The following is a 19,983-nucleotide window of genomic DNA, read 5'->3' as shown; positions in this document are numbered from 1 at the left end:
ACTCCTGTTTAGCGCGCTTCCTGCACGGCGGCAGTCGGTTGTTCAAAGTGGTAGCGGCCAGTTTTCAGGCTGCTTGGACCCAGACGTGCAAATTTGAACATCAGGTACATTTCAGCCACCAGGAACAGGGTGTACAAGCCGCAAATCAGCCCCATCGAGAACAGAATGTCGCCCGCAGTCAGTGAAGAATTGGCAACCGCAGTCGGCAGCACCTCACCAATCGCCCAAGGTTGACGACCGTATTCAGCCACAAACCAGCCGGCTTCGATGGCAATCCACGGCAGCGGCAGGCCATACAGCGCCGCACGGTGTAGCCACTTTCTCTGGCCAATGCGGCCACGAAGCACGCTCCAGAACGACAGACCGATAATCAGCAACATCAGCACGCCACAGGCCACCATGATACGGAAGGCGAAGTACAGCGGTGCTACGCGTGGGATAGAGTCTTTGGTCGCCTGCTGGATCTGCGTTTCCGTCGCGTCGGTGACGTTCTGGGTATAGCGCTTCAGCAGTAAACCGTAGCCCAAATCCTGCTTGGCTTTATTGAACTCGGCACGAACCGCCGGATCGGTATTGCCACTGCGCAACTCTTCCAGCAGTTGGTAGGCTTTCATCCCGTTGCGGATACGCACTTCATGCTGCGCCATCAGATCTTTCAGGCCGGTGACCTGAGTATCCGTTGAGCGGGTGGCAATCAGGCCGAGCGCATAAGGAATTTGGATCGCGTAGGAGTTTTCCATTTTATCCTGATTCGGAATACCGAACAGGGTAAAGGAAGCCGGAGCCGGTTGAGTGTCCCATTCGGCTTCGATGGCGGCCAGTTTGGTTTTCTGCACGTCACCCATTTCGTAGCCGGATTCATCACCCAGTACGATTACGGACAGTACGGCAGCCATACCGAAGCTGGCAGCGATTGCGAAGGAACGTTTGGCAAAGGCAGTATCACGGCCTTTCAACAGGTAGTAAGAGCTGATACCCAGTACGAACATCGCACCACAGGTGTAGCCGGCAGCTACGGTGTGAACGAACTTAACCTGCGCAACCGGGTTGAGCACCAGTTCGGAGAAGCTGAGCATCTCCATGCGCATGGTTTCGAAGTTAAAGTCCGAGGCGATAGGGTTCTGCATCCAGCCGTTGGCCACCAGGATCCACAGCGCAGAGAAGTTTGAGCCCAGTGCCACCAGCCAGGTTACGGCCATGTGCTGCACCTTGCCCAGACGATCCCAGCCGAAGAAGAACAGGCCGACCAGCGTCGATTCAAGGAAGAACGCCATCAGACCTTCGATGGCCAGAGGGGCCCCGAAAATATCACCGACGTAGTGTGAGAAATATGACCAGTTGGTCCCGAACTGGAACTCCATGGTCAAACCGGTGGCCACACCCAGAGCAAAGTTAATTGCAAATAACTTGCCCCAGAATTTGGTCATATCTTTATAGATTTGTTTGCCTGACAGTACATATACCGTTTCCATAATTGCCAGCAAAAACGCCATGCCTAGCGTTAATGGGACAAATAAGAAGTGGTACATCGCCGTTAAAGCAAACTGTAAGCGCGACAGTTCGACAATATCAAACATCTTGACTCCTTGCTCCTCGCAGGAAGACTCCGACATGCGGTTATCGATATGACTTCGGGTGAAGCTACCGGTAACGCCCCGCAGTGAATGCCCTTAAACACAACAAAAATTTGATCCAGCTTCTCCGCTTTCAACCATGCATTCGACGCGGGCCGTACTGGCCAGTGCACTAAACACACCACTGAAAACCGACAACGGGTAACAAATGCAACAAGATCAACCATCCATATTCACCATGGATGATACTCGCCCAATCCCACACAATAAATAGGTTTTTACGTGATATGGGTTAGACTTTTGGTTACAGGTCAAATTTTAGCCCAAAGAGGTACTCAGCCCTAATTTGATCTGGAACAATTTAAGCCTATCTGAATTTTATTTCCAGATTCAGCTCACAATTTCTCATAATTATCTTGTGGTTATGTTACATAATGGTTTCGTAGTCTATCTAGGTACTTTTTGTGTTAAATAGATGTGATATTTAATGGTTATCTGTATTTAAATGAAGTCTCGAGTGTGAATGATGTTAACGTTTATTAACCTGCTAATAGGACAAGCTTAGCTTATTTTTTTACTCTGATAATTGTAGGCAATAAAAAGAATAATTATCGATAAAGCAGCGCTTAAATACGTCCGCCCGTCCCTCCCCCCTTTAATTGATGCCGCTAACGCTCACCACGGCCACCGCAATGCCCTATTCCCTCTCGCGCAGGCAAAAAAAACAGGGCCAGACACTTGGTCTGACCCTGCTTGAATACGGACTACCGCAGGTTAAATTAGCGGTTCAGAACCGCTTTAACTGCCTCGCCGATGTCAGCCAGGCTGCGCACGGTTTTAACCCCTGCCGCTTCCAGCGCTGCGAATTTTTCGTCCGCAGTGCCTTTGCCGCCGGCAATGATGGCGCCGGCATGGCCCATACGCTTGCCTTTAGGCGCGGTAACACCCGCGATGTAGCCAACTACCGGCTTGGTCACGTGTTCTTTGATGTACGCCGCTGCTTCTTCTTCTGCGCTGCCGCCGATTTCACCGATCATGACGATCGCTTCAGTTTGCGGATCTTCCTGGAACAATTTCAGGATATCGATGAAGTTAGAACCTGGGATCGGGTCACCGCCGATGCCTACACAGGTAGACTGGCCCAGACCGGTATCGGTGGTTTGCTTCACCGCTTCGTAGGTCAGGGTGCCGGAGCGGGAAACGATGCCCACTTTGCCTGGCAGGTGGATGTGGCCTGGCATGATGCCGATTTTGCACTCGCCCGGGGTGATAACGCCTGGGCAGTTCGGGCCAATCATACGCACGCCGGCTTCATCCAGCTTCACCTTGACGGTCAGCATATCCAGCGTCGGGATGCCTTCGGTAATGGTGATGATCAGTTTGATGCCTGCATCGATAGCTTCCAGAATGGAGTCTTTGCAGAATGGTGCCGGTACGTAGATAACGGACGCCGTGGCGCCGGTCGCTTCTACCGCTTCACGCACGGTGTTGAACACCGGCAGGCCCAGGTGCTGAGTGCCGCCTTTGCCCGGCGTCACGCCACCGACCATTTTGGTGCCGTAAGCGATAGCTTGTTCGGAGTGGAAGGTCCCCTGGCTACCGGTGAAACCCTGACAGATAACTTTGGTGTTCTTATCGATTAAAATGGACATTATTTACCCTCCACTGCCGCAACAACTTGCTGAGCCGCATCAGTCAGGCTGGTCGCAGCAATGATATTCAGACCGCTGTCCGCCAGTTTCTTGGCGCCCAGTTCGGCGTTATTCCCTTCCAGACGCACCACCACCGGGACGTTAACGCCCACTTCGGCTACTGCGCCAATGATACCGTCAGCGATCAGGTCGCAACGCACGATACCACCGAAAATGTTAACCAATACCGCTTTCACCTTGTCGTCGGACAGGATGATTTTGAAGGCTTCGGTCACGCGCTCTTTGGTTGCACCACCACCTACGTCGAGGAAGTTGGCTGGCTCACCGCCGTGCAGCTTAACGATGTCCATGGTCCCCATCGCCAGGCCTGCGCCGTTAACCATGCAGCCGATGTTGCCGTCGAGAGCAACGTAGTTCAGCTCCCACTGTGCCGCACGGGATTCACGCTCGTCTTCCTGAGACAGGTCGCGCATTTCACGCAGCTCAGGTTGACGGAACAGTGCGTTACCGTCAGCGCCCAGTTTACCGTCCAGACAGATCAGATCGCCCTGCTTGGTCACCACCAGCGGGTTAATCTCAACCATCGCCAGGTCGCGCTCCAGGAACAAGGTCGCCAGGCCCATGAAGATCTTGGCGAACTGGCCAACTTGCTTGCCGGTCAGGCCCAGTTTGAAGGCCAGTTCACGGCCCTGGTAAGGCTGTGGGCCTGCCAGTGGGTCGATGGTCATTTTGTGGATCAGTTCCGGCGTTTCTTCCGCAACTTTCTCAATCTCAACGCCACCCTCGGTGGATGCCATGAACACCACACGACGGCTGGCACGGTCTACTACCGCGCCCAGGTACAGTTCTTTATCGATGTCGGTCGCGGCTTCTACCAGGATCTGGTGAACCGGTTGGCCCAGCGCGTCAGTCTGGTAGGTCACCAGACGCTTGCCCAGCCAGGCTTCAGCGAAAGCGCGGATATCTTCTTTGCTGTTTACAACTTTAACGCCGCCAGCTTTACCGCGGCCGCCAGCATGAACCTGACATTTAACCACCCACGGGCCGGAGCCGATTTTGGATGCGGCTTCTTCCGCTTCACGCGGTGTGGTACAGGCGTAACCGGTTGGTGCCGGCATGCCATACCGAGCAAACAGCTGTTTTGCCTGATATTCGTGTAAATTCATGATGTTCTATCCATTCAGTTCTGAAGGTTTTAGCCGAGTCATTTTGGCGGAAAACCGCATGACTTTCGTCGGCCACATAGCACAGAGTGTGGGCGCGGCAATCTCTGTCATCCTTAAAGCTGCATCTTTGTTGGCTGCCTTCTCTCACCCCAGTCACATAGTTGACTATGCTCCTGGGGATTCGCTCCGTTGCCGCCGCGATGCAACTTCAATGATTTAAGATATACGCGCCCATCAGGGTTATACGTCCAGCAGCAGACGAGCCGGATCTTCCAGCATCTCTTTTACCGTCACCAGGTAACCGACGGATTCTTTACCGTCGATCAGGCGGTGATCGTAAGACAGTGCCAGATACATCATTGGCTGGATCACAACCTGGCCTTTAACCGCCATTGGGCGATCTTTAATGGCGTGCATGCCCAGGATGGCGCTCTGCGGTGGGTTGATGATCGGGGTAGACATCAGTGAACCGAATACGCCGCCGTTGGTAATGGTGAAGTTACCGCCGGTCAGCTCTTCCACAGTCAATTTGCCGTCACGGCCTTTAACTGCCAGCTCTTTGATTTTCTTCTCGATGTCCGCCATGCTCATGGTGTCTACGTCACGCAGTACCGGGGTTACCAGGCCGCGTGGGGTAGATACCGCAATGCTGATATCGAAGTAGTTGTGGTACACCACGTCGGTACCGTCGATGGAAGCGTTCACTTCCGGGAAGCGCTTCAGGGCTTCAACCACCGCCTTGATGTAGAAGGACATGAAGCCCAGACGTACACCGTGACGTTTTTCGAAGGCTTCACCGTACTGCTTGCGCAGGTCCATGATCGGCTGCATGTTGATTTCGTTGAAGGTGGTCAGCATCGCAGTGCTGTTCTTCGCTTCCAACAGGCGCTCGGCCACGCGTTTGCGCAGGCGGGTCATCGGCACGCGTTTTTCGCTGCGGCTGCTCAGAGCAGGCTGCGGTGCGGCTTCGACGGCGGCAGGTTTGTCGGCTTTTTTGCCGTTAGCCAGGTGCGCTTCCACGTCTTCACGGGTGATACGGCCACCCACGCCGCTGCCCTTGATGGCGGCAGCATCGAGATCGTGTTCGGCAATCAGACGGCGGATCGCCGGGCTGAGCGCGTCGTTGCTCTCTTCTTCCAGGCTGGCAGTCGCGCGCTGTGCAGGCGTGGCTTCTTTCTCCTGGCTCTTCTCGGCGGTCGGCTTGCCGGAGCTGTCGCCCGGGCGGATGCGGCCTAGCAGTTGGCGAGAAAGCACGGTTGCGCCCTCTTCTTCCACGATCGCATCGAGGATCCCGGCTTCACTTGCCGGAACTTCCAGAACCACTTTGTCAGTTTCGATTTCAACCAGAACTTCGTCACGCTGGACGCTGTCACCTGGTTTCTTGTGCCAGGTGGCTACGGTCGCATCCGCAACCGATTCAGGAAGGTCAGGTACCAGAATATCTACGCTACTCATTTAGCTTTCCCTTAATCTTTAACAATATTCAGCGCGTCATTAACCAGAGCCTGTTGCTGCTTCTGGTGTACGGACATGTAACCGACTGCCGGAGAGGCAGAGGCTGGACGTCCTGCGTAACGTAAAGAAGCCCCGAACGGCACCACTTCACGGAAGTTGTGTTGGCTGCAGTACCAGGCGCCCTGGTTCAGCGGCTCTTCCTGACACCAGACGAAATCATGCACGTGAGCATACTTCTCCAGCACCGCCTGAACGGCCTGATGCGGGAACGGGTACAACTGCTCGATACGGATGATAGCCACGTCTTTCTGGTCGTTCTTGCGGCGTTGTTCCAGCAGATCGTAATAGACCTTACCGGAGCACATGACCACGCGTTTGACCGCTTTCGGATCCAACTCGTCGATCTCGCCGATAGCCGGCAGGAAGGTGCCGTTAGCCAGCTCTTCCAGAGACGAGGTTGCCAGCGGGTGACGCAGCAGAGATTTCGGCGACATCACCACCAACGGACGGCGCATACCGCGCAGCGCCTGACGACGCAGCATATGGTAGACCTGTGCCGGAGTGGACGGGATGCACACCTGCATGTTCTGCTCAGCACACAGCTGTAGGTAACGTTCCAGACGCGCAGAGGAGTGCTCTGGACCCTGGCCTTCGTAACCGTGCGGCAGCAGCATCACCAGGCCACACATACGGCCCCATTTCTGCTCGCCGGAGCTGATGAACTGGTCGATCACCACCTGAGCGCCGTTGGCGAAGTCACCGAACTGCGCTTCCCAAATGGTCAGGGTGCGCGGTTCTGCGGTGGCGTAACCATATTCGAACGCCAGTACGGCTTCTTCCGACAGTACGGAGTCCCACACTTTGAACTCGCCCTGCCCGCTGTGAACATTGGCCAGCGGAACGTAGACCGAACCGTTTTTCTGGTTGTGCACCACAGCATGGCGGTGGAAGAAGGTACCGCGACCGGCGTCTTCGCCGGAAAGGCGAATCGGGATGCCTTCATCGACCATGGTGGCATAGGCCAGCGTTTCCGCCGCGCCCCAGTCGAACGCTTTGTTGCCTGCCGCCATCTCGGCGCGGTCTGCGTAGATTTTCGCTACGCGTGACTGCATTTCGATCGCTTCCGGCACGGTGCTGATGCGACGGGCCAGTTCCTGCAGGCGCTTCATCTCAACCTTGCTTGGGTACTCTTCATCCCATTCGTGGTTAAGGTACGGCGACCAGGTAAAGCTATGCAGGTTCATCGGACGCCACTCTTCAACCACGCAATCGCCGCGGTCGAGTGCATCACGATACAGGTTGACCATTTCCGTGGCATCTTCCAGGCTGGCGACTTTTTGTTCGGTCAGCACGTCAGCATAAAGCTTGCGCGGCGTTGGGTGTTTTTTGATCTTCTGGTACATCACCGGCTGGGTTGCACTTGGCTCATCGGCCTCGTTATGCCCATGGCGACGGTAGCAGACGAGATCGATCATCACGTCACGTTTGAAGGTGTTACGGAAATCCAACGCCAGGCGGGTCACAAAGGCCACCGCTTCCGGATCGTCAGCATTTACGTGGAAGATCGGCGACTGCACCATCTTGGCGATGTCAGTACAATATTCGGTAGAACGCGCATCCAACGGGTTGGAGGTAGTGAAACCAACCTGGTTGTTGATCACGATACGCACCGTGCCGCCCACTTCGTAGCCGCGAGCCTGCGACATGTTCAGGGTTTCCTGAACCACGCCCTGGCCGGTAATGGCGGCGTCACCGTGGATGGTGATTGGCAGTACCATATTGCTGCGCGCTTCGTCCAGACGGTCACGACGGGCACGAACTGAGCCCATGACCACCGGGCTGACGATCTCCAGGTGCGACGGGTTAAACGCCAGCGCCAGGTGAACCATGCCGCCTTCGGTTTCTACGTCGGAGGAGAAGCCCTGGTGATATTTAACGTCACCGGTGCCGAGGTGTTCTTTATGCTTGCCGGCAAACTCGTCGAACAGATCGGCAGGTTTTTTGCCCAGTACGTTGATCAACACGTTCAGACGGCCGCGGTGGGCCATGCCCAATACCACTTCGCGCGTACCGTTCTTACCGGCGTGACGCACCATCTCTTTGAGCATCGGTACCAGCGCATCGCCACCTTCCAGCGAGAAGCGTTTCGCCCCTGGGAATTTGGCACCGAGGTAACGCTCCAGACCTTCCGCTGCGGTCAGTTCGTTCAGGAAGCGGCGTTTCTCATCATCGGTAAAGCTGGCGTGCCCCACCACCGATTCAATACGCTGCTGGATCCAGCGTTTCTCTTCAGTGTTGGTAATGTGCATGTATTCCGCACCGATCGAGCCGCAGTAAGTCTGCTTCAGCGCGGCATACAGGTCGCCCAGCTTCATGGTTTCTTTGCCGATAGCGAAAGAACCCACGTTGAAGGTTTCCTGGAAGTCGGCTTCGGTCAGGTTGTGATAGGCGGGTTCAAGGTCAGGAACTTGCTCACGCTGCCACAGACCGAGCGGATCGAGGTTGGCATGCTGATGTCCGCGGAAACGGAAGGCGTTAATCAGCTGCAGTACCTTGACCTGTTTGGCATCGGTGTCTGGGTCGTTGATGGTGGTGTTGTAACGCGCGGAGTCTTTCGCCAGGCGGCGGAAGTAGTCACGCGTTTGAGAGTGAAGCTGATCGGGTTTTACACCCGCGGTTGGTAGCTGTTGAAAAATGGAACGCCAGCTATCTTCAACGGAGCCCGGATCGGTTAAGAAGTCTTCATAGAGCTGTTCTATGTAAGACTGGTTCGCGCCCGCCAGATAGGAGGAATCCAGCCAGGCCTTCATTGCGCCGTTCTGCATCATGATCCCTTAAGCTTTGAAGCTTTAGTTTTCGCCGTGGTTAACATAATTACCGTGATGGATACGGTTTGCCGTAGAAACGGTTCACTCGACGTACTTTTACGGTACGTTCTGCTATGGACCTTGCGGTCCCTTACAAGGAACCTCTAAAAACCGGCGGGCGAACCTGGCTGCATAGTGCCGCAGCCACGGGTCAGTTTTTAGAGGCTCCCTCCTTTGTGATGTGCGCCGGAAGCTGCCCGGCGCAGCATCTCATTCCACTTATGCGCCGCGTTGCAGCAGCATAGACTTGATATGACCGATAGCACGCGTCGGGTTCAAGCCTTTAGGACATACACTGACACAATTCATAATGCTATGGCAGCGGAAAACACTGAAAGCGTCGTCTAGATCGTCTAAACGTTCTTCCGTTTCCGTGTCACGGCTGTCAATCAGGAAGCGGTATGCCGCCAGCAGGCCAGCCGGGCCAATGAATTTGTCCGGGTTCCACCAGAATGATGGGCAAGAGGTCGAACAACAAGCGCATAAAATGCACTCATAAAGTCCGTCCAGCTTGGCACGTTGCTCCGGCGATTGCAGGTGCTCACGCGCCGGCGGGTTCTTGCCGTCGTTCTGCAGGTAAGGTTTGATCTTTTCATACTGGGTGTAGAACTGCCCCATATCCACCACCAGATCGCGCACTACCGGCAAGCCAGGCAGCGGGCGGATCACAATCTTGTTGTTGCCTTTGCGCAGCGACGAGATCGGGGTGATGCAAGCCAGGCCGTTTTTACCGTTCATGTTGATCCCGTCGGAACCACACACGCCTTCACGGCAGGAACGACGGAACGACAGGCTAGGATCTTTTTCTTTCAGCAGGATCAAGGCATCCAGCAACATCATGTCGCGACCTTCTTCCGCTTCCAGGCTGTAATCCTGCATGTGCGGAGCGTCATCAACATCCGGATTGTAGCGATAAATTGAAAATTCGAGTTTCATCAATCGATCTCCGCAATTAGTAAGAACGCACTTTCGGCGGGAATGCCGGGCGCAGCTTCGGTTGCATGTTCACTTCACGACGCGTCATGCTTTCCGATTGCGGCTGATACAGCGAGTGACACAGCCAGTTGGCGTCATCACGTTCCGGGAAGTCGAAGCGGCTGTGTGCGCCACGGCTTTCGGTACGGAAGTTGGCCGACACGGCGGTGGAAAACGCGGTCTCCATCAGGTTATCCAACTCCAGACATTCGATGCGCTGGGTGTTGAACTCGCTGGAGGTATCGTCCAGACGTGCGTTCTTCAGACGTTCACGGATCACTTTCAGCTCTTCCAGGCCTTTCGCCATCGCATCGCCTTCGCGGAATACCGAGAAGTTGTGCTGCATGCAGGCTTGAAGTGCCTTACGGATTTCGACCGGATCTTCACCTGAACGGGTGTTGTTCCAGCGGTTCAGACGATCCAGCGATGCTTCTACATCAGAATCGCTGGCATCACGGCTTTCGCCCTGCTCCGCCAGAGACTCATGCAGATGCATGCCGGCGGCACGACCGAACACCACCAGGTCCAGCAACGAGTTGCCGCCCAGACGGTTGGCACCGTGCACTGAAACGCAGGCAATTTCGCCCACGGCGAACAGGCCCGGGATCACCACGTCTTCGCCTTTTTCGTTCACGGTCAACGCCTGGCCGGTCACTTTGGTCGGAATACCGCCCATCATGTAGTGGCAGGTTGGGATGACCGGAATCGGCTCTTTCACCGGGTCGACGTGCGCGAAGGTGCGCGACAGTTCCAGAATGCCCGGCAGACGGGATTCCAGTACTTCTTTGCCCAGGTGATCCAGCTTCAGCTTGACGTGTGGGCCCCATGGACCGTCACAGCCGCGGCCTTCGCGGATTTCAATCATGATAGAACGGGCTACGACATCACGGCCCGCCAGGTCTTTGGCGTTCGGCGCATAACGCTCCATGAAACGCTCGCCGTGTTTGTTCAGCAGATAACCACCTTCGCCACGGCAACCTTCGGTCACCAATACCCCGGCGCCGGCGATGCCGGTCGGGTGGAACTGCCACATTTCCATGTCCTGCACCGGCACGCCGGCGCGCAGTGCCATGCCGACACCGTCGCCGGTGTTGATGTGGGCGTTGGTGGTGGACTGGTAAATGCGGCCTGCACCGCCGGTCGCCAGCACGGTGGCTTTAGCTTTGAAGTAAACCACTTCACCGGTTTCGATGCAGATAGCCGTGGTGCCGACCACTGCGCCATCCTGGTTTTTCACCAGATCCAGCGCATACCACTCGGAGAAGATAGTGGTGTGGTTTTTCAGATTCTGTTGGTACAGGGTGTGCAGCAACGCGTGACCGGTACGGTCAGCTGCCGCCGCGGTGCGTGCCGCCTGTGCGCCACCGAAGTTCAGTGACTGGCCGCCGAACGGACGCTGATAAATGCGGCCTTCGTCAGTACGGGAGAACGGCAGGCCCATATGCTCCAGCTCCAGAACCGCTTCCGGGCCGGTTTTACACATATATTCAATGGCGTCCTGGTCACCGATATAATCGGAACCCTTCACCGTGTCATACATATGCCATTCCCAGTTATCATCGTGGTTGTTACCCAGGGCTACGGTGATGCCACCCTGTGCAGACACGGTGTGGGAACGGGTCGGGAATACTTTGGACAGCAGGGCACAGCTGGAGCCTGCTTGAGAAATTTGCAGTGCCGCGCGCATACCTGCGCCGCCTGCACCGATAACAACAGCATCAAACTCTCTGATCGGCAGTTTCATCTTACGCACCCCACACTACGATTGTTCCGTACAGTAAATAGACCAGCAACACGACAACAATCGCCAGTTGCAACACCAGACGTACCGCCAAAGGCTTGACGTAATCCGTCAAGACCTGCCACAAACCGACCCAGGCGTGAACCAGAATCGACAGCAGCGTCAGCAGGGTGAACACTTTCGTAATAGAGGTGGCGAAAAAGCCGCGCCAGATTTCGTAGGTGAGATCCGGAGCCGTAACGAAGAAGCCCAGGATATACAGAACATACAGGGTGATGACGATAGCGGAAGCACGCAGTAACAACCAGTCGTGTACGCCGTTGCGTCCTAATGCAGAAACATTGTTTACCATACGAGGACTCCAGCCAGAACTGACAGCACGACGGTCAGACCGATCGCCACCTGGGCAGAACGGGTACCGGCAGCTAAACTCTCTTCGATATAGCCAAAATCCATTAACAAGTGGCGAATACCACCGCAAATGTGATAGGCCAGCGCCGTGAGGATGCCCCAGAATATGAATTTGACAACGAAGCTATTCATGATGGCGGCAGCCTGCATGAACCCCTCTTGGGAAGAGAGAGACAGGCCCAGCAGCCAGAGGAGGATACCCACGGCAACGAAGGTAATTACGCCAGAGACTCGGTGTAAGATGGACGCTATCGCAGTTACGGGAAACCGGATCGTTTGCAGATCCAGGTTGCCAGGTCTTTGTTTTTTCACGTTTTTGCCCACACAGCTCTTATTATTTTCCTTCCTCCGGCCTGGGCGGGGATCAGACAGCGTTAAGAGCCAAAACCCTCACACGTCACGCGCTCAAACAACAACATCCTCTGTGCTTAAACGGCGCGTAGTTATAACGCTGGGTGCTCCTACTTCAGGGTATCCCGGAGACCTGGCGGCAGTATAGGAGGATCACATTCTGATTACAATTCCCATACAATCCCTTTGGTAACATTTCCCCCGAACAGTGATTTAGATCACGAATTTCACAATTGGCACAAAATTAATTATCTGATTTGACAAGAGATCAACAATTCCATTACATATAGGGGCACAAACGGTCCTATGATGCGCTATAGGTCAGCAGATACACTTCCCCCTGTGTTCAAGATATGCAACAGTGTATTTGGCAGAACCTATCCCAATGGCGGTTTTTGCCGGACATGTTTGCAGCAGTTCGCCGCAGATTAAACAAAATAAGGCATATAAAACAGTTTATTGGGATAGGTTCAACAACCCCCGAACACGTCGTAGGTAAGATTAACAGAATATAACGAATTCCGATGAATCGTTAACAACTGGTCACCCGCCTCGTTCGCCTGGTTAGCACTCTGTACCCTACCCGCGCATTTGCGCAGTCGCTCACAGAGTTAGCGTCCGCACCATTTTTTGCGGGCAACCTGAGGAGAATTAAGGTATTTCAGTTGTTAGAGGTTTTTAAAATAAGGCGCTAAGGAGACAGTAAATGACTGATAAGAAAGCGACGCTAACCATTAATGATGGTGAAGCTCCAATCGAACTGGGCGTATTATCCCCGACACTGGGCCCCGATGTCCTCGATGTCCGCGCCCTGGGCTCCAAAGGTTATTTCACGTTTGATCCCGGCTTTACCTCTACCGCTTCCTGCGAATCAAAAATCACCTTTATCGACGGTGACAAAGGCGTGCTGCTGCACCGCGGTTTCCCGATTGAACAGCTGGCGAAAGAGTCTTCTTACCTGGAAGTGTGCTACATCCTGCTGTACGGCGAGACCCCAACCGCAGAAGAGTTCGAAACCTTTAAAACAACCGTAACCCGCCACACCATGATCCACGACCAGATTACCCATCTGTTCCGTGGTTTCCGCCGCGACTCGCACCCAATGGCAGTACTGTGCGGCGTGACCGGTGCCCTGGCGGCGTTCTACCACGATGCGCTGGACGTCAACAACGAGCGTCACCGCGAGATCACCGCGTTCCGCCTGCTGTCCAAAATGCCTACCGTGGCGGCCATGTGTTACAAATATTCCCTGGGCCAGCCGTTCGTTTACCCACGTAACGACCTGTCCTACGCCGGTAACTTCCTGCACATGATGTTCGCAACCCCGTGTGAAGAATACGTGGTGAACCCTGTGCTGGAACGCGCAATGGATCGCATCCTGATCCTGCACGCAGACCACGAGCAGAACGCTTCCACCTCTACCGTACGTACCGCAGGTTCTTCAGGCGCTAACCCGTTTGCCTGTATCGCAGCCGGTATCGCCTCCCTGTGGGGGCCGGCACACGGCGGCGCCAACGAAGCCGCGCTGAAAATGCTGGAAGAGATCAAAACCGTTGAGCACATCCCTGAGTTTATCAAGCGCGCCAAGGACAAGAACGACTCCTTCCGCCTGATGGGCTTTGGCCACCGCGTGTACAAGAACTACGACCCACGCGCCACCGTGATGCGCGAAACCTGTCACGAAGTGCTGAAAGAACTGAACAAGAAGGACGACAACCTGCTGGAAGTGGCGATGGAGCTGGAACACATCGCGCTGAACGACCCGTACTTCATCGAGAAGAAGCTGTACCCGAACGTCGACTTCTACTCAGGCATCATTCTGAAGGCAATGGGTATTCCTTCATCCATGTTTACCGTAATCTTCGCCATCGCCCGTACCATCGGCTGGATTGCACACTGGAACGAAATGCATGACGAAGGCATCAAGATTGCCCGTCCGCGCCAGCTGTACACCGGCTATGCCGAACGCGATTTCAAATCCCAGGTGAAAAACAAATAACGCCGCTTTACCCTACATAAAGCAGCACAAGCCGCCCGATGGGCGGCTTTTTTTTGCTATTTCTGACAGCCTGGACACCAATAAAAGGGCCTTGAAGACAGCGTCGTGCGTTCGATCATCGCGCCGCAACGTTCACAGGGTTCACCGCTGCGGTGAAACACCTTGAAACTGAATAACGCGCCGTGATGACGGTTCTCATCCACCTGCCCACGAGTCTGGTAAGACAGCCTCGGTACCGCCAGCAGGGCCTTTGCCAGCCGTTGCAAAGCCTCCGGTGACAGATCCTGCGGCTTATGCTGCGGTGCCAGTTCGGCCTGCCAGAGAATTTCGGCGCGCAGGTAATTGCCCAGCCCGGCGAGAAACGCCTGATCGAGCAACATGCCACCCAGTTGCCTGCGACGAAACTTCGGCGACAACAGTCGCTGTTCTACCGCGGTTTCCGTCAGCGTCATATCCAGCACGTCGGGGCCGATCCGTTGCAAAAACGGATGCTGTTCAATTTCTTCGCGCGGCCCCAGGGTAATATCTGACGCGCTGTACAACAGAATTGCCCGCTCCGCCGTTTCCAGCCGTACGCGCAGATCCCGTTTGGTTTCCGGCGTTTCCCCCGCGTTCACCACTTTCCACACGCCATACAATTGGTTATGGCTATAAAGCGTCAGCCCATTGGAAAAGTGGGTCAGTAACGCCTTGCCGCGCGGTTCGATAGCAATGATCCGCTCACCGATTAACCGGTCGCGATAGTGTTTAAGCTGGGGAAAGGCAAAACCGACGTCGGTCAGCGGCTGGTCGATCACCGCCGCCGCCAATGCATCTGCCGCCCGGCGAATCTCCGGTCCTTCCGGCATAGAATCACTCCTGAGTAGCCCCCGACGCGACAAACCGCGCCGGGGGTAAAAACGGCGATTAATGCGTCGCGCCGCCGACGACTTTCAAATCGTGTTCAACCTGCAGCGCAATGGAAACGGCCAATTCCAGCGCAAACAGGACCGTGGTTGCCGCCATGCTGGGGGCACCAGGATGGGCGGCAGCCTGCTCCGGTAGATAAGGGATATGAATAAATCCACCCTTGATCGCCTGTTGTTTGCTCAAACGGTGCAACAAGCCATACATCACATGGTTGCAAACGTAGGTGCCGGCCGTTTGCGATACCGAAGCAGGGATACCCGCTTCACGCATCGCCTCGACCATAGCCTTGACGGGCAAAGTGCTGAAATAGGCCGCAGGCCCCTTTTCAACGATAGGCTCGTCTATCGGCTGCTGCCCCTGATTATCCGGAATACGCGCATCGTCGATATTGATTGCCACGCGTTCCAGCGTAATGTCAGTCCGTCCACCGGCCTGGCCGATAGCTAACACCATCACTGGCTGCACGTCATCAATCGCCTCATTGAGCGCTTCCAGCGCCGCGCCAAATACGCAGGGCAGCTGGCGTGCAATAATGCGCGCGCCGGAAAGCTCCATATCATTGAGTTGCTTTACCACTTCCCACGAAGGATTAACGCGCTCGCCGCCAAAGGGCTCAAAGCCCGTGATCAATACCTTTTGCATGCGTTCTCCTTAAAGGAACATCAGGAAATAAAGCAGGAACACGTTCACCAGCAGCAGCAGCACCCCGGTCGGCACCTGCGCCTTGATCACCGCATTCTTGTCCGGCAATTCCAGCAACGCCGCCGGTACAATATTAAAGTTAGCAGCCATTGGCGTCATCAGCGTGCCGCAATAGCCGGAAAACATGCCGATGGCCGCCATCACCGCCGGGTTACCACCGTGTTGCAGCACCAGGATCGGAATACCGATACCGGCGGTGACGATAGGAAAAGCGGCAAAGGCGTTACCCATCACCATGGTCAACAGCGCCATACCGATGGCATAAACCGCCACCGCGATGAAGCGGTTATCCACCGCCAGATACTCTTGAGTCAGATGAGAGATGGCGGTACCGACGCCTGCGGTGGTAAACAGCAGGCCCAGCGTGGCGAGGATTTGCGGCAAAATAAACGCCCAACCGATGGAGTCCAGCAGGCGGCGCGCTTCCTGAATCGGCTGCAGCGCTTTCTCATGGGTCATTTTCACCGCAATGACCAACCCCAGCAAACAACCGACGGTCATCGAGAACAAAGTAATCAAGGTTGCGTGGTTACCGCTGCCGAATACCGCCGTTTGCAATGCCGGAATATTGTTGAACAGCAGCACGCCAACCACCGTCACCACCGGGATGGCCAGTGCCGGAATAAACAGCCGGTTACCCAGACGTTTCGCGCTCTCTTCGCGCTGCTGTGGGGTACGTTGATGATAGCTACCCAGACGCACACCGCCAAAGCCGGCGATCAACGCCATCACCACGACCACCACGCCGACGATAATATGCAGCATGCGTTTTTCGTTGCTGCCCTCCCCCAGCACGTCGCCCAACAGGCTATAGGTCCAGTCGCCAACCAGGAACACCACACCGTACAACGCCCAGAACAAACCGGTGGTAATACGCCGCGGGTTGGCGCGATCGCGGAACGACATCACGGCGACAATCAGCAGCACCACGCCGGCCAGCCAATAGAGATATTGTTGTTGGAAAGTCATTGGGCATCTCCTTTGGCCTGCAGTGCCGCCTGATTAAGCTGCGACAATTCAGCGCTGAGCTGCTTATCCATCCGGTAAAGTCGAAACGCATGGATCAGGAAGGCGAAGATAGCGGTGGGAATGCCCCACAAGGCGATATGCAGCGGCTCGGTCTGGATACCGCCGGATTCCAGCATAAAGTTGTGCATGAAGATGATCGCGCCGAAGGCCACAAAAATGTCTTCGCCAAAGAACAACCCGACGTTATCCGTCGCGGCAGACATGGCACGCAGGCGGTGACGCGTACGCTCCGGCAGCTCACCGTAACGGTTTTCCGCAGCCCCTTCCGCCATGGGTGCTAACAGCGGACGCACCATTTGCGGGTGCCCGCCCAGGCTGGTCAGCCCCATGGCGGCAGTAATTTCACGCACGAACAGATAGACGATCAACAAACGTCCAGCGGTGGCGCTTTTAATCTTGGCGATCCATGCCTGTGCACGCTCTTTCAAACCGTGGCGTTCCAGCAAACCGATCACCGCCAACGGCAGCAGCAGGATCAGCGGCAGGTTACGGGTATTCAAGAAGCCCTCACCGAGTTTTTCCAGGATCACATCCAGCGGCATCAATGCCGCCAGCCCGGTGATAATGCCGGCGACAATCACCACCAGCACGGGGTTAAAGCGTAAAACAAACCCGACCACGATGGCGGCAATGCCAATCAGTGGCCATAAGTTAACAACCTGTTCCATAGCGCCTTCCTTTTCCCCTCGTCTTTCAAGCCACAGCGTTGTTAGCTGCATGGGCAAACGCCAGTCACTTACTTAAGTAAGCTCCTGGAGATTTACCCCCTTGCTGCCTGGCTGTGACTCGAAATCCATTGGGTATTATTGTGTTGTGTGTTGTGTATGTTTAATTATTTTTATTCTGCGCTGACGTTAATGCCTTCCACGGCAAAACGTTGGCGCAGCGTGCGCGCGTATTCCAGCGCATGTTCACCGTCGCCATGCAGGCAGACGGTTTCGGCCCGAACAGCGGCCCAGGTGCCCTCCAGAGTGCGAACCCGATGGTGGCGTACCATTTCCAGCGTTTGCGCCAGCGCCAGTTCGTCGCTGGTAATCAAAGCCCCTGGCTGGCCCCGTGGTACCAGCGTGCCATCGGCCTGATAACCGCGATCGGCAAAGACCTCTTGTCGCGTCGCCAAACCTTGCTTTTCACCGGCGCGGATCAGTTCGCTGCCCGCCAGCCCCACCAGGCGCAAAGCCGGATCGACTGCTTTAACCGCGCGGGCAATGGCTTCCGCCAGCGCCGGCTCCACGGCCGCCTGGTTGTACAACATGCCGTGCGGCTTCACGTGCACCATTACCCCGCCTTCTGCACGGGCAATCGCCGCCAGCGCACCGAGCTGATACACCACCTGCGCATACACCGTTTCCGGCGGCAACTGCATGCGGGTACGACCAAAGTTCTCGCGATCGGGAAAACTCGGATGCGCGCCAATCGCCACGCCGTACTGCAGCGCCCAACGCACCGACTGGCGCATGGTTTGCGCATCTCCGGCGTGAAAACCGCAGGCGATATTGGCCGAACTGACCAATTGCAGCAGCGCCTGATCGTTAGCGCAGCCCTCACCCAGATCGGCATTCAAATCAACGTTCATCTAACCCCAGGCAATCTGTTGGATAAAGTGCTCCTGTTCGGCCTTGGCGCGCTGCGCCTGGGCCAGGGTACAGGGTACAAAGTGGATAGCTTCGCCCAGACGGATTTGCGCCAGATGATAGAGATCGGCTTCGATCACGCAGGCAATGCGCGGGTAACCACCGGTAGTTTGAGCATCGGCCATCAACACGATAGGCTGACCGTTATGCGGCACCTGCACCACGCCCGGCAACAGGCCATGCGACAACATTTCGCGTTCGGTGGTACGGTTCAGCGCGCTGCTGCCGTGCAAGCGGTAGCCCATGCGGTTGCTCTGCGGGCTCAGTTGCCAGGCAGTACGCCAGAAAGACTCTTTCGCCTCTTCGCTGAATTCGTCATATTCCGGCCCCGGCAAGGCCCGGATACGGTTGTTGAACAACAGTTGTTTCACGCCGGTGCTTTGCTTTTGCAATTCGCGCCCCGCTCCCAACGGCAGGCAGTCGCCATCTCGCAGGTTACGTCCTTCCAGCCCGCCAAAAGCGGCTTTGTTGTCGGTGCTGCGTGAGCCGAGTATTTCCGGCACCGCGATACCACCGTCTATCGCCAGATAGCTGCGCATGCCACGTTTTGGCATTTTCAACATCAGCTGTTGGCCCGCATTGACCTGATAACGCCAGCCGGTCCACAGCGGCTTGCCGTCCAGTTGCGCATCACAACCGGCGCCGGTCAGCGCGATCCAGCCTGGCCGGGTAAATTCGGCGCTAAATTGCCCGAGGGTGATTTCCAACCCGGCGGCATTCGTATCGTTACCCACCAGCAGGTTGGCGATCCTCAACGCGGGTTCGTCGAGCGCGCCGCCCTGGCTGACGCCCAGACGACGGAAACCGTTACGGCCCAAATCCTGCACCGTGGTGTAAATGCCCGCACGCAGGATCTTCAGCATACGCCCTCCTTCTGTGGCACAAACCGCACGCTGTCGCCAGGGCGCAGCAGGGTGGGCGGCATTTCATAGGGATTAAACAACGCCAGAGGTGTACGGCCAATCAACTGCCAGCCGCCGGGCGTCACCAGCGGATAAATACCGGTCTGACTGCCACCGATACCCACGGAGCCAGCCGCCACCGACAGGCGCGGTTCGGCACGGCGCGGGGTTGCCAACTTGTCCGGCATGCCGCCCATGTAGGAGAAACCAGGTTGAAAACCAAGGAAATAGACTACGTAATCCGCAGAGGAGTGGCACTCCACCACCTGCTGCGGAGTCATGCCGGTGTGGCGCGCGACCTCATCCAGATCGGGCCCGTCCTGGCCGCCGTAGATCACCGGAATATCCACCTGACGTGATTCCGGCACCAGGATCTCCTCGCTGTCCCATCCCTGTTGCAACAGCGCTAACATCATTTCGGCATCGGCCTGCGGCGTCTTCAGCAGCAGCGTAAGGTTGTTCATGCCGGGCACCACTTCGCGCACGTCGGGATGATGATTCAGCTTTTCGGCCAGCGCCCAAATCCGCTGCTGGCTTGGCAGCGTCACCGGCGGCGACAGTTCAAGCACTACCGCGCGTTCACCTAACAAGTAACATCGTGCTCGTTGCACCCTTT

General features: G+C 55.9%; 17 protein-coding genes. 1 reads left to right on the top strand and 16 read right to left on the bottom strand.

What is annotated here, in order from left to right; translation table 11 throughout:
* Positions 1-8: 8 nt before the first annotated feature.
* The 9 genes from cydA to sdhC form a co-directional block, all read right to left on the bottom strand.
* Positions 9-1,577, bottom strand: a complete 1,569-nt coding sequence (gene cydA / locus EBA31_RS05200) for a cytochrome ubiquinol oxidase subunit I (RefSeq protein WP_020825679.1) — start codon at positions 1,575-1,577, stop codon at positions 9-11.
* 776 nt (positions 1,578-2,353) lie between these two features.
* Positions 2,354-3,226 carry a succinate--CoA ligase subunit alpha gene (gene sucD, locus EBA31_RS05195; protein WP_020825678.1) on the bottom strand — a complete coding sequence of 291 codons (873 nt, stop codon included), beginning with the start codon at positions 3,224-3,226 and terminating at the stop codon, positions 2,354-2,356.
* A complete protein-coding gene (gene sucC, locus EBA31_RS05190) occupies positions 3,226-4,392 on the bottom strand; it encodes an ADP-forming succinate--CoA ligase subunit beta (protein WP_020825677.1) in 1,167 nt (388 codons plus the stop codon). The genes sucD and sucC overlap by 1 nt, the downstream gene beginning before the upstream one ends.
* 240 nt (positions 4,393-4,632) lie before the next feature.
* Positions 4,633-5,847, bottom strand: coding sequence for a 2-oxoglutarate dehydrogenase complex dihydrolipoyllysine-residue succinyltransferase (gene odhB, locus EBA31_RS05185; RefSeq protein WP_044548916.1), 1,215 nt, complete (start codon positions 5,845-5,847; stop codon positions 4,633-4,635).
* Positions 5,848-5,858: 11 nt separating this feature from the next.
* Complete coding sequence (gene sucA / locus EBA31_RS05180) at positions 5,859-8,672, bottom strand: 2-oxoglutarate dehydrogenase E1 component (protein ID WP_020825675.1); 2,814 nt, start codon at positions 8,670-8,672, stop codon at positions 5,859-5,861.
* Between the two features lie 261 nt (positions 8,673-8,933).
* Complete coding sequence (locus EBA31_RS05175) at positions 8,934-9,650, bottom strand: succinate dehydrogenase iron-sulfur subunit (protein ID WP_020825674.1); 717 nt, start codon at positions 9,648-9,650, stop codon at positions 8,934-8,936.
* 16 nt (positions 9,651-9,666) lie between these two features.
* Positions 9,667-11,433, bottom strand: a complete 1,767-nt coding sequence (gene sdhA, locus EBA31_RS05170) for a succinate dehydrogenase flavoprotein subunit (protein WP_020825673.1) — start codon at positions 11,431-11,433, stop codon at positions 9,667-9,669.
* A 1-nt stretch (position 11,434) separates the two neighbouring features.
* On the bottom strand, positions 11,435-11,782 hold the full coding sequence (sdhD, locus tag EBA31_RS05165) for a succinate dehydrogenase membrane anchor subunit (protein WP_020825672.1): 348 nt from the start codon (positions 11,780-11,782) through the stop codon (positions 11,435-11,437).
* Positions 11,776-12,165 carry a succinate dehydrogenase cytochrome b556 subunit gene (gene sdhC / locus EBA31_RS05160; RefSeq protein ID WP_122077611.1) on the bottom strand — a complete coding sequence of 130 codons (390 nt, stop codon included), beginning with the start codon at positions 12,163-12,165 and terminating at the stop codon, positions 11,776-11,778. Before sdhC ends, sdhD begins: the two co-directional genes overlap by 7 nt.
* A 733-nt stretch (positions 12,166-12,898) precedes the next feature.
* On the opposite strand from sdhC, the gene EBA31_RS05155 reads away from it, so the two are divergent.
* Positions 12,899-14,191 (top strand): citrate synthase, encoded by a 1,293-nt coding sequence (locus EBA31_RS05155; RefSeq protein ID WP_020825670.1) that lies wholly within the window; start codon positions 12,899-12,901, stop codon positions 14,189-14,191.
* Between the two features lie 56 nt (positions 14,192-14,247).
* Here the strand turns inward: EBA31_RS05155 and nei are convergent, their stop codons facing one another.
* The 7 genes from nei to pxpB form a co-directional block, all read right to left on the bottom strand.
* Entirely contained in the window at positions 14,248-15,039 is a 792-nt protein-coding gene (nei, locus tag EBA31_RS05150) for an endonuclease VIII (RefSeq protein ID WP_122077610.1), read from the bottom strand.
* A gap of 58 nt (positions 15,040-15,097) precedes the next feature.
* A complete protein-coding gene (gene pcp, locus EBA31_RS05145) occupies positions 15,098-15,742 on the bottom strand; it encodes a pyroglutamyl-peptidase I (protein ID WP_020825668.1) in 645 nt (214 codons plus the stop codon).
* Positions 15,743-15,751: 9 nt separating this feature from the next.
* Positions 15,752-16,771, bottom strand: a complete 1,020-nt coding sequence (locus EBA31_RS05140) for a DUF979 domain-containing protein (RefSeq protein ID WP_048759462.1) — start codon at positions 16,769-16,771, stop codon at positions 15,752-15,754.
* The gene (locus EBA31_RS05135; RefSeq protein WP_020825666.1) at positions 16,768-17,499 is read right to left on the bottom strand and encodes a DUF969 domain-containing protein; all 732 of its coding nucleotides are present in this window, start codon (positions 17,497-17,499) and stop codon (positions 16,768-16,770) included. The genes EBA31_RS05140 and EBA31_RS05135 overlap by 4 nt, the downstream gene beginning before the upstream one ends.
* Positions 17,500-17,669: 170 nt before the next feature.
* The gene (gene pxpA / locus EBA31_RS05130) at positions 17,670-18,407 is read right to left on the bottom strand and encodes a 5-oxoprolinase subunit PxpA (protein WP_122077608.1); all 738 of its coding nucleotides are present in this window, start codon (positions 18,405-18,407) and stop codon (positions 17,670-17,672) included.
* Positions 18,408-19,328 (bottom strand): 5-oxoprolinase subunit PxpC, encoded by a 921-nt coding sequence (pxpC, locus tag EBA31_RS05125; RefSeq protein WP_122077606.1) that lies wholly within the window; start codon positions 19,326-19,328, stop codon positions 18,408-18,410.
* Positions 19,322-19,978, bottom strand: coding sequence for a 5-oxoprolinase subunit PxpB (gene pxpB, locus EBA31_RS05120; protein ID WP_020825663.1), 657 nt, complete (start codon positions 19,976-19,978; stop codon positions 19,322-19,324). Before pxpB ends, pxpC begins: the two co-directional genes overlap by 7 nt.
* Positions 19,979-19,983 lie beyond the last annotated feature (5 nt).

Source organism: Serratia sp. P2ACOL2 (assembly GCF_003691565.1).
Classification (GTDB): Bacteria; Pseudomonadota; Gammaproteobacteria; order Enterobacterales; family Enterobacteriaceae; genus Serratia; species Serratia liquefaciens.
Note: the sequence above shows the minus strand (reverse complement) of the source record. Positions and strands in the feature narration are given on the sequence as shown.

Excerpts from the sequence above, each read along its gene's own strand:
- cydA (WP_020825679.1), bottom strand. The coding sequence starts at position 1,577 with ATGTTTGATATTGTCGAACTGTCGCGCTTACAGTTTGCTTTAACGGCG.
- sucD (WP_020825678.1), bottom strand. The coding sequence starts at position 3,226 with ATGTCCATTTTAATCGATAAGAACACCAAAGTTATCTGTCAGGGTTTC.
- sucC (WP_020825677.1), bottom strand. The coding sequence starts at position 4,392 with ATGAATTTACACGAATATCAGGCAAAACAGCTGTTTGCTCGGTATGGC.
- odhB (WP_044548916.1), bottom strand. The coding sequence starts at position 5,847 with ATGAGTAGCGTAGATATTCTGGTACCTGACCTTCCTGAATCGGTTGCG.
- sucA (WP_020825675.1), bottom strand. The coding sequence starts at position 8,672 with ATGCAGAACGGCGCAATGAAGGCCTGGCTGGATTCCTCCTATCTGGCG.
- EBA31_RS05175 (WP_020825674.1), bottom strand. The coding sequence starts at position 9,650 with ATGAAACTCGAATTTTCAATTTATCGCTACAATCCGGATGTTGATGAC.
- sdhA (WP_020825673.1), bottom strand. The coding sequence starts at position 11,433 with ATGAAACTGCCGATCAGAGAGTTTGATGCTGTTGTTATCGGTGCAGGC.
- sdhD (WP_020825672.1), bottom strand. The coding sequence starts at position 11,782 with ATGGTAAACAATGTTTCTGCATTAGGACGCAACGGCGTACACGACTGG.
- EBA31_RS05155 (WP_020825670.1), top strand. The coding sequence starts at position 12,899 with ATGACTGATAAGAAAGCGACGCTAACCATTAATGATGGTGAAGCTCCA.
- nei (WP_122077610.1), bottom strand. The coding sequence starts at position 15,039 with ATGCCGGAAGGACCGGAGATTCGCCGGGCGGCAGATGCATTGGCGGCG.
- pcp (WP_020825668.1), bottom strand. The coding sequence starts at position 15,742 with ATGCAAAAGGTATTGATCACGGGCTTTGAGCCCTTTGGCGGCGAGCGC.
- EBA31_RS05140 (WP_048759462.1), bottom strand. The coding sequence starts at position 16,771 with ATGACTTTCCAACAACAATATCTCTATTGGCTGGCCGGCGTGGTGCTG.
- EBA31_RS05135 (WP_020825666.1), bottom strand. The coding sequence starts at position 17,499 with ATGGAACAGGTTGTTAACTTATGGCCACTGATTGGCATTGCCGCCATC.
- pxpA (WP_122077608.1), bottom strand. The coding sequence starts at position 18,407 with ATGAACGTTGATTTGAATGCCGATCTGGGTGAGGGCTGCGCTAACGAT.
- pxpC (WP_122077606.1), bottom strand. The coding sequence starts at position 19,328 with ATGCTGAAGATCCTGCGTGCGGGCATTTACACCACGGTGCAGGATTTG.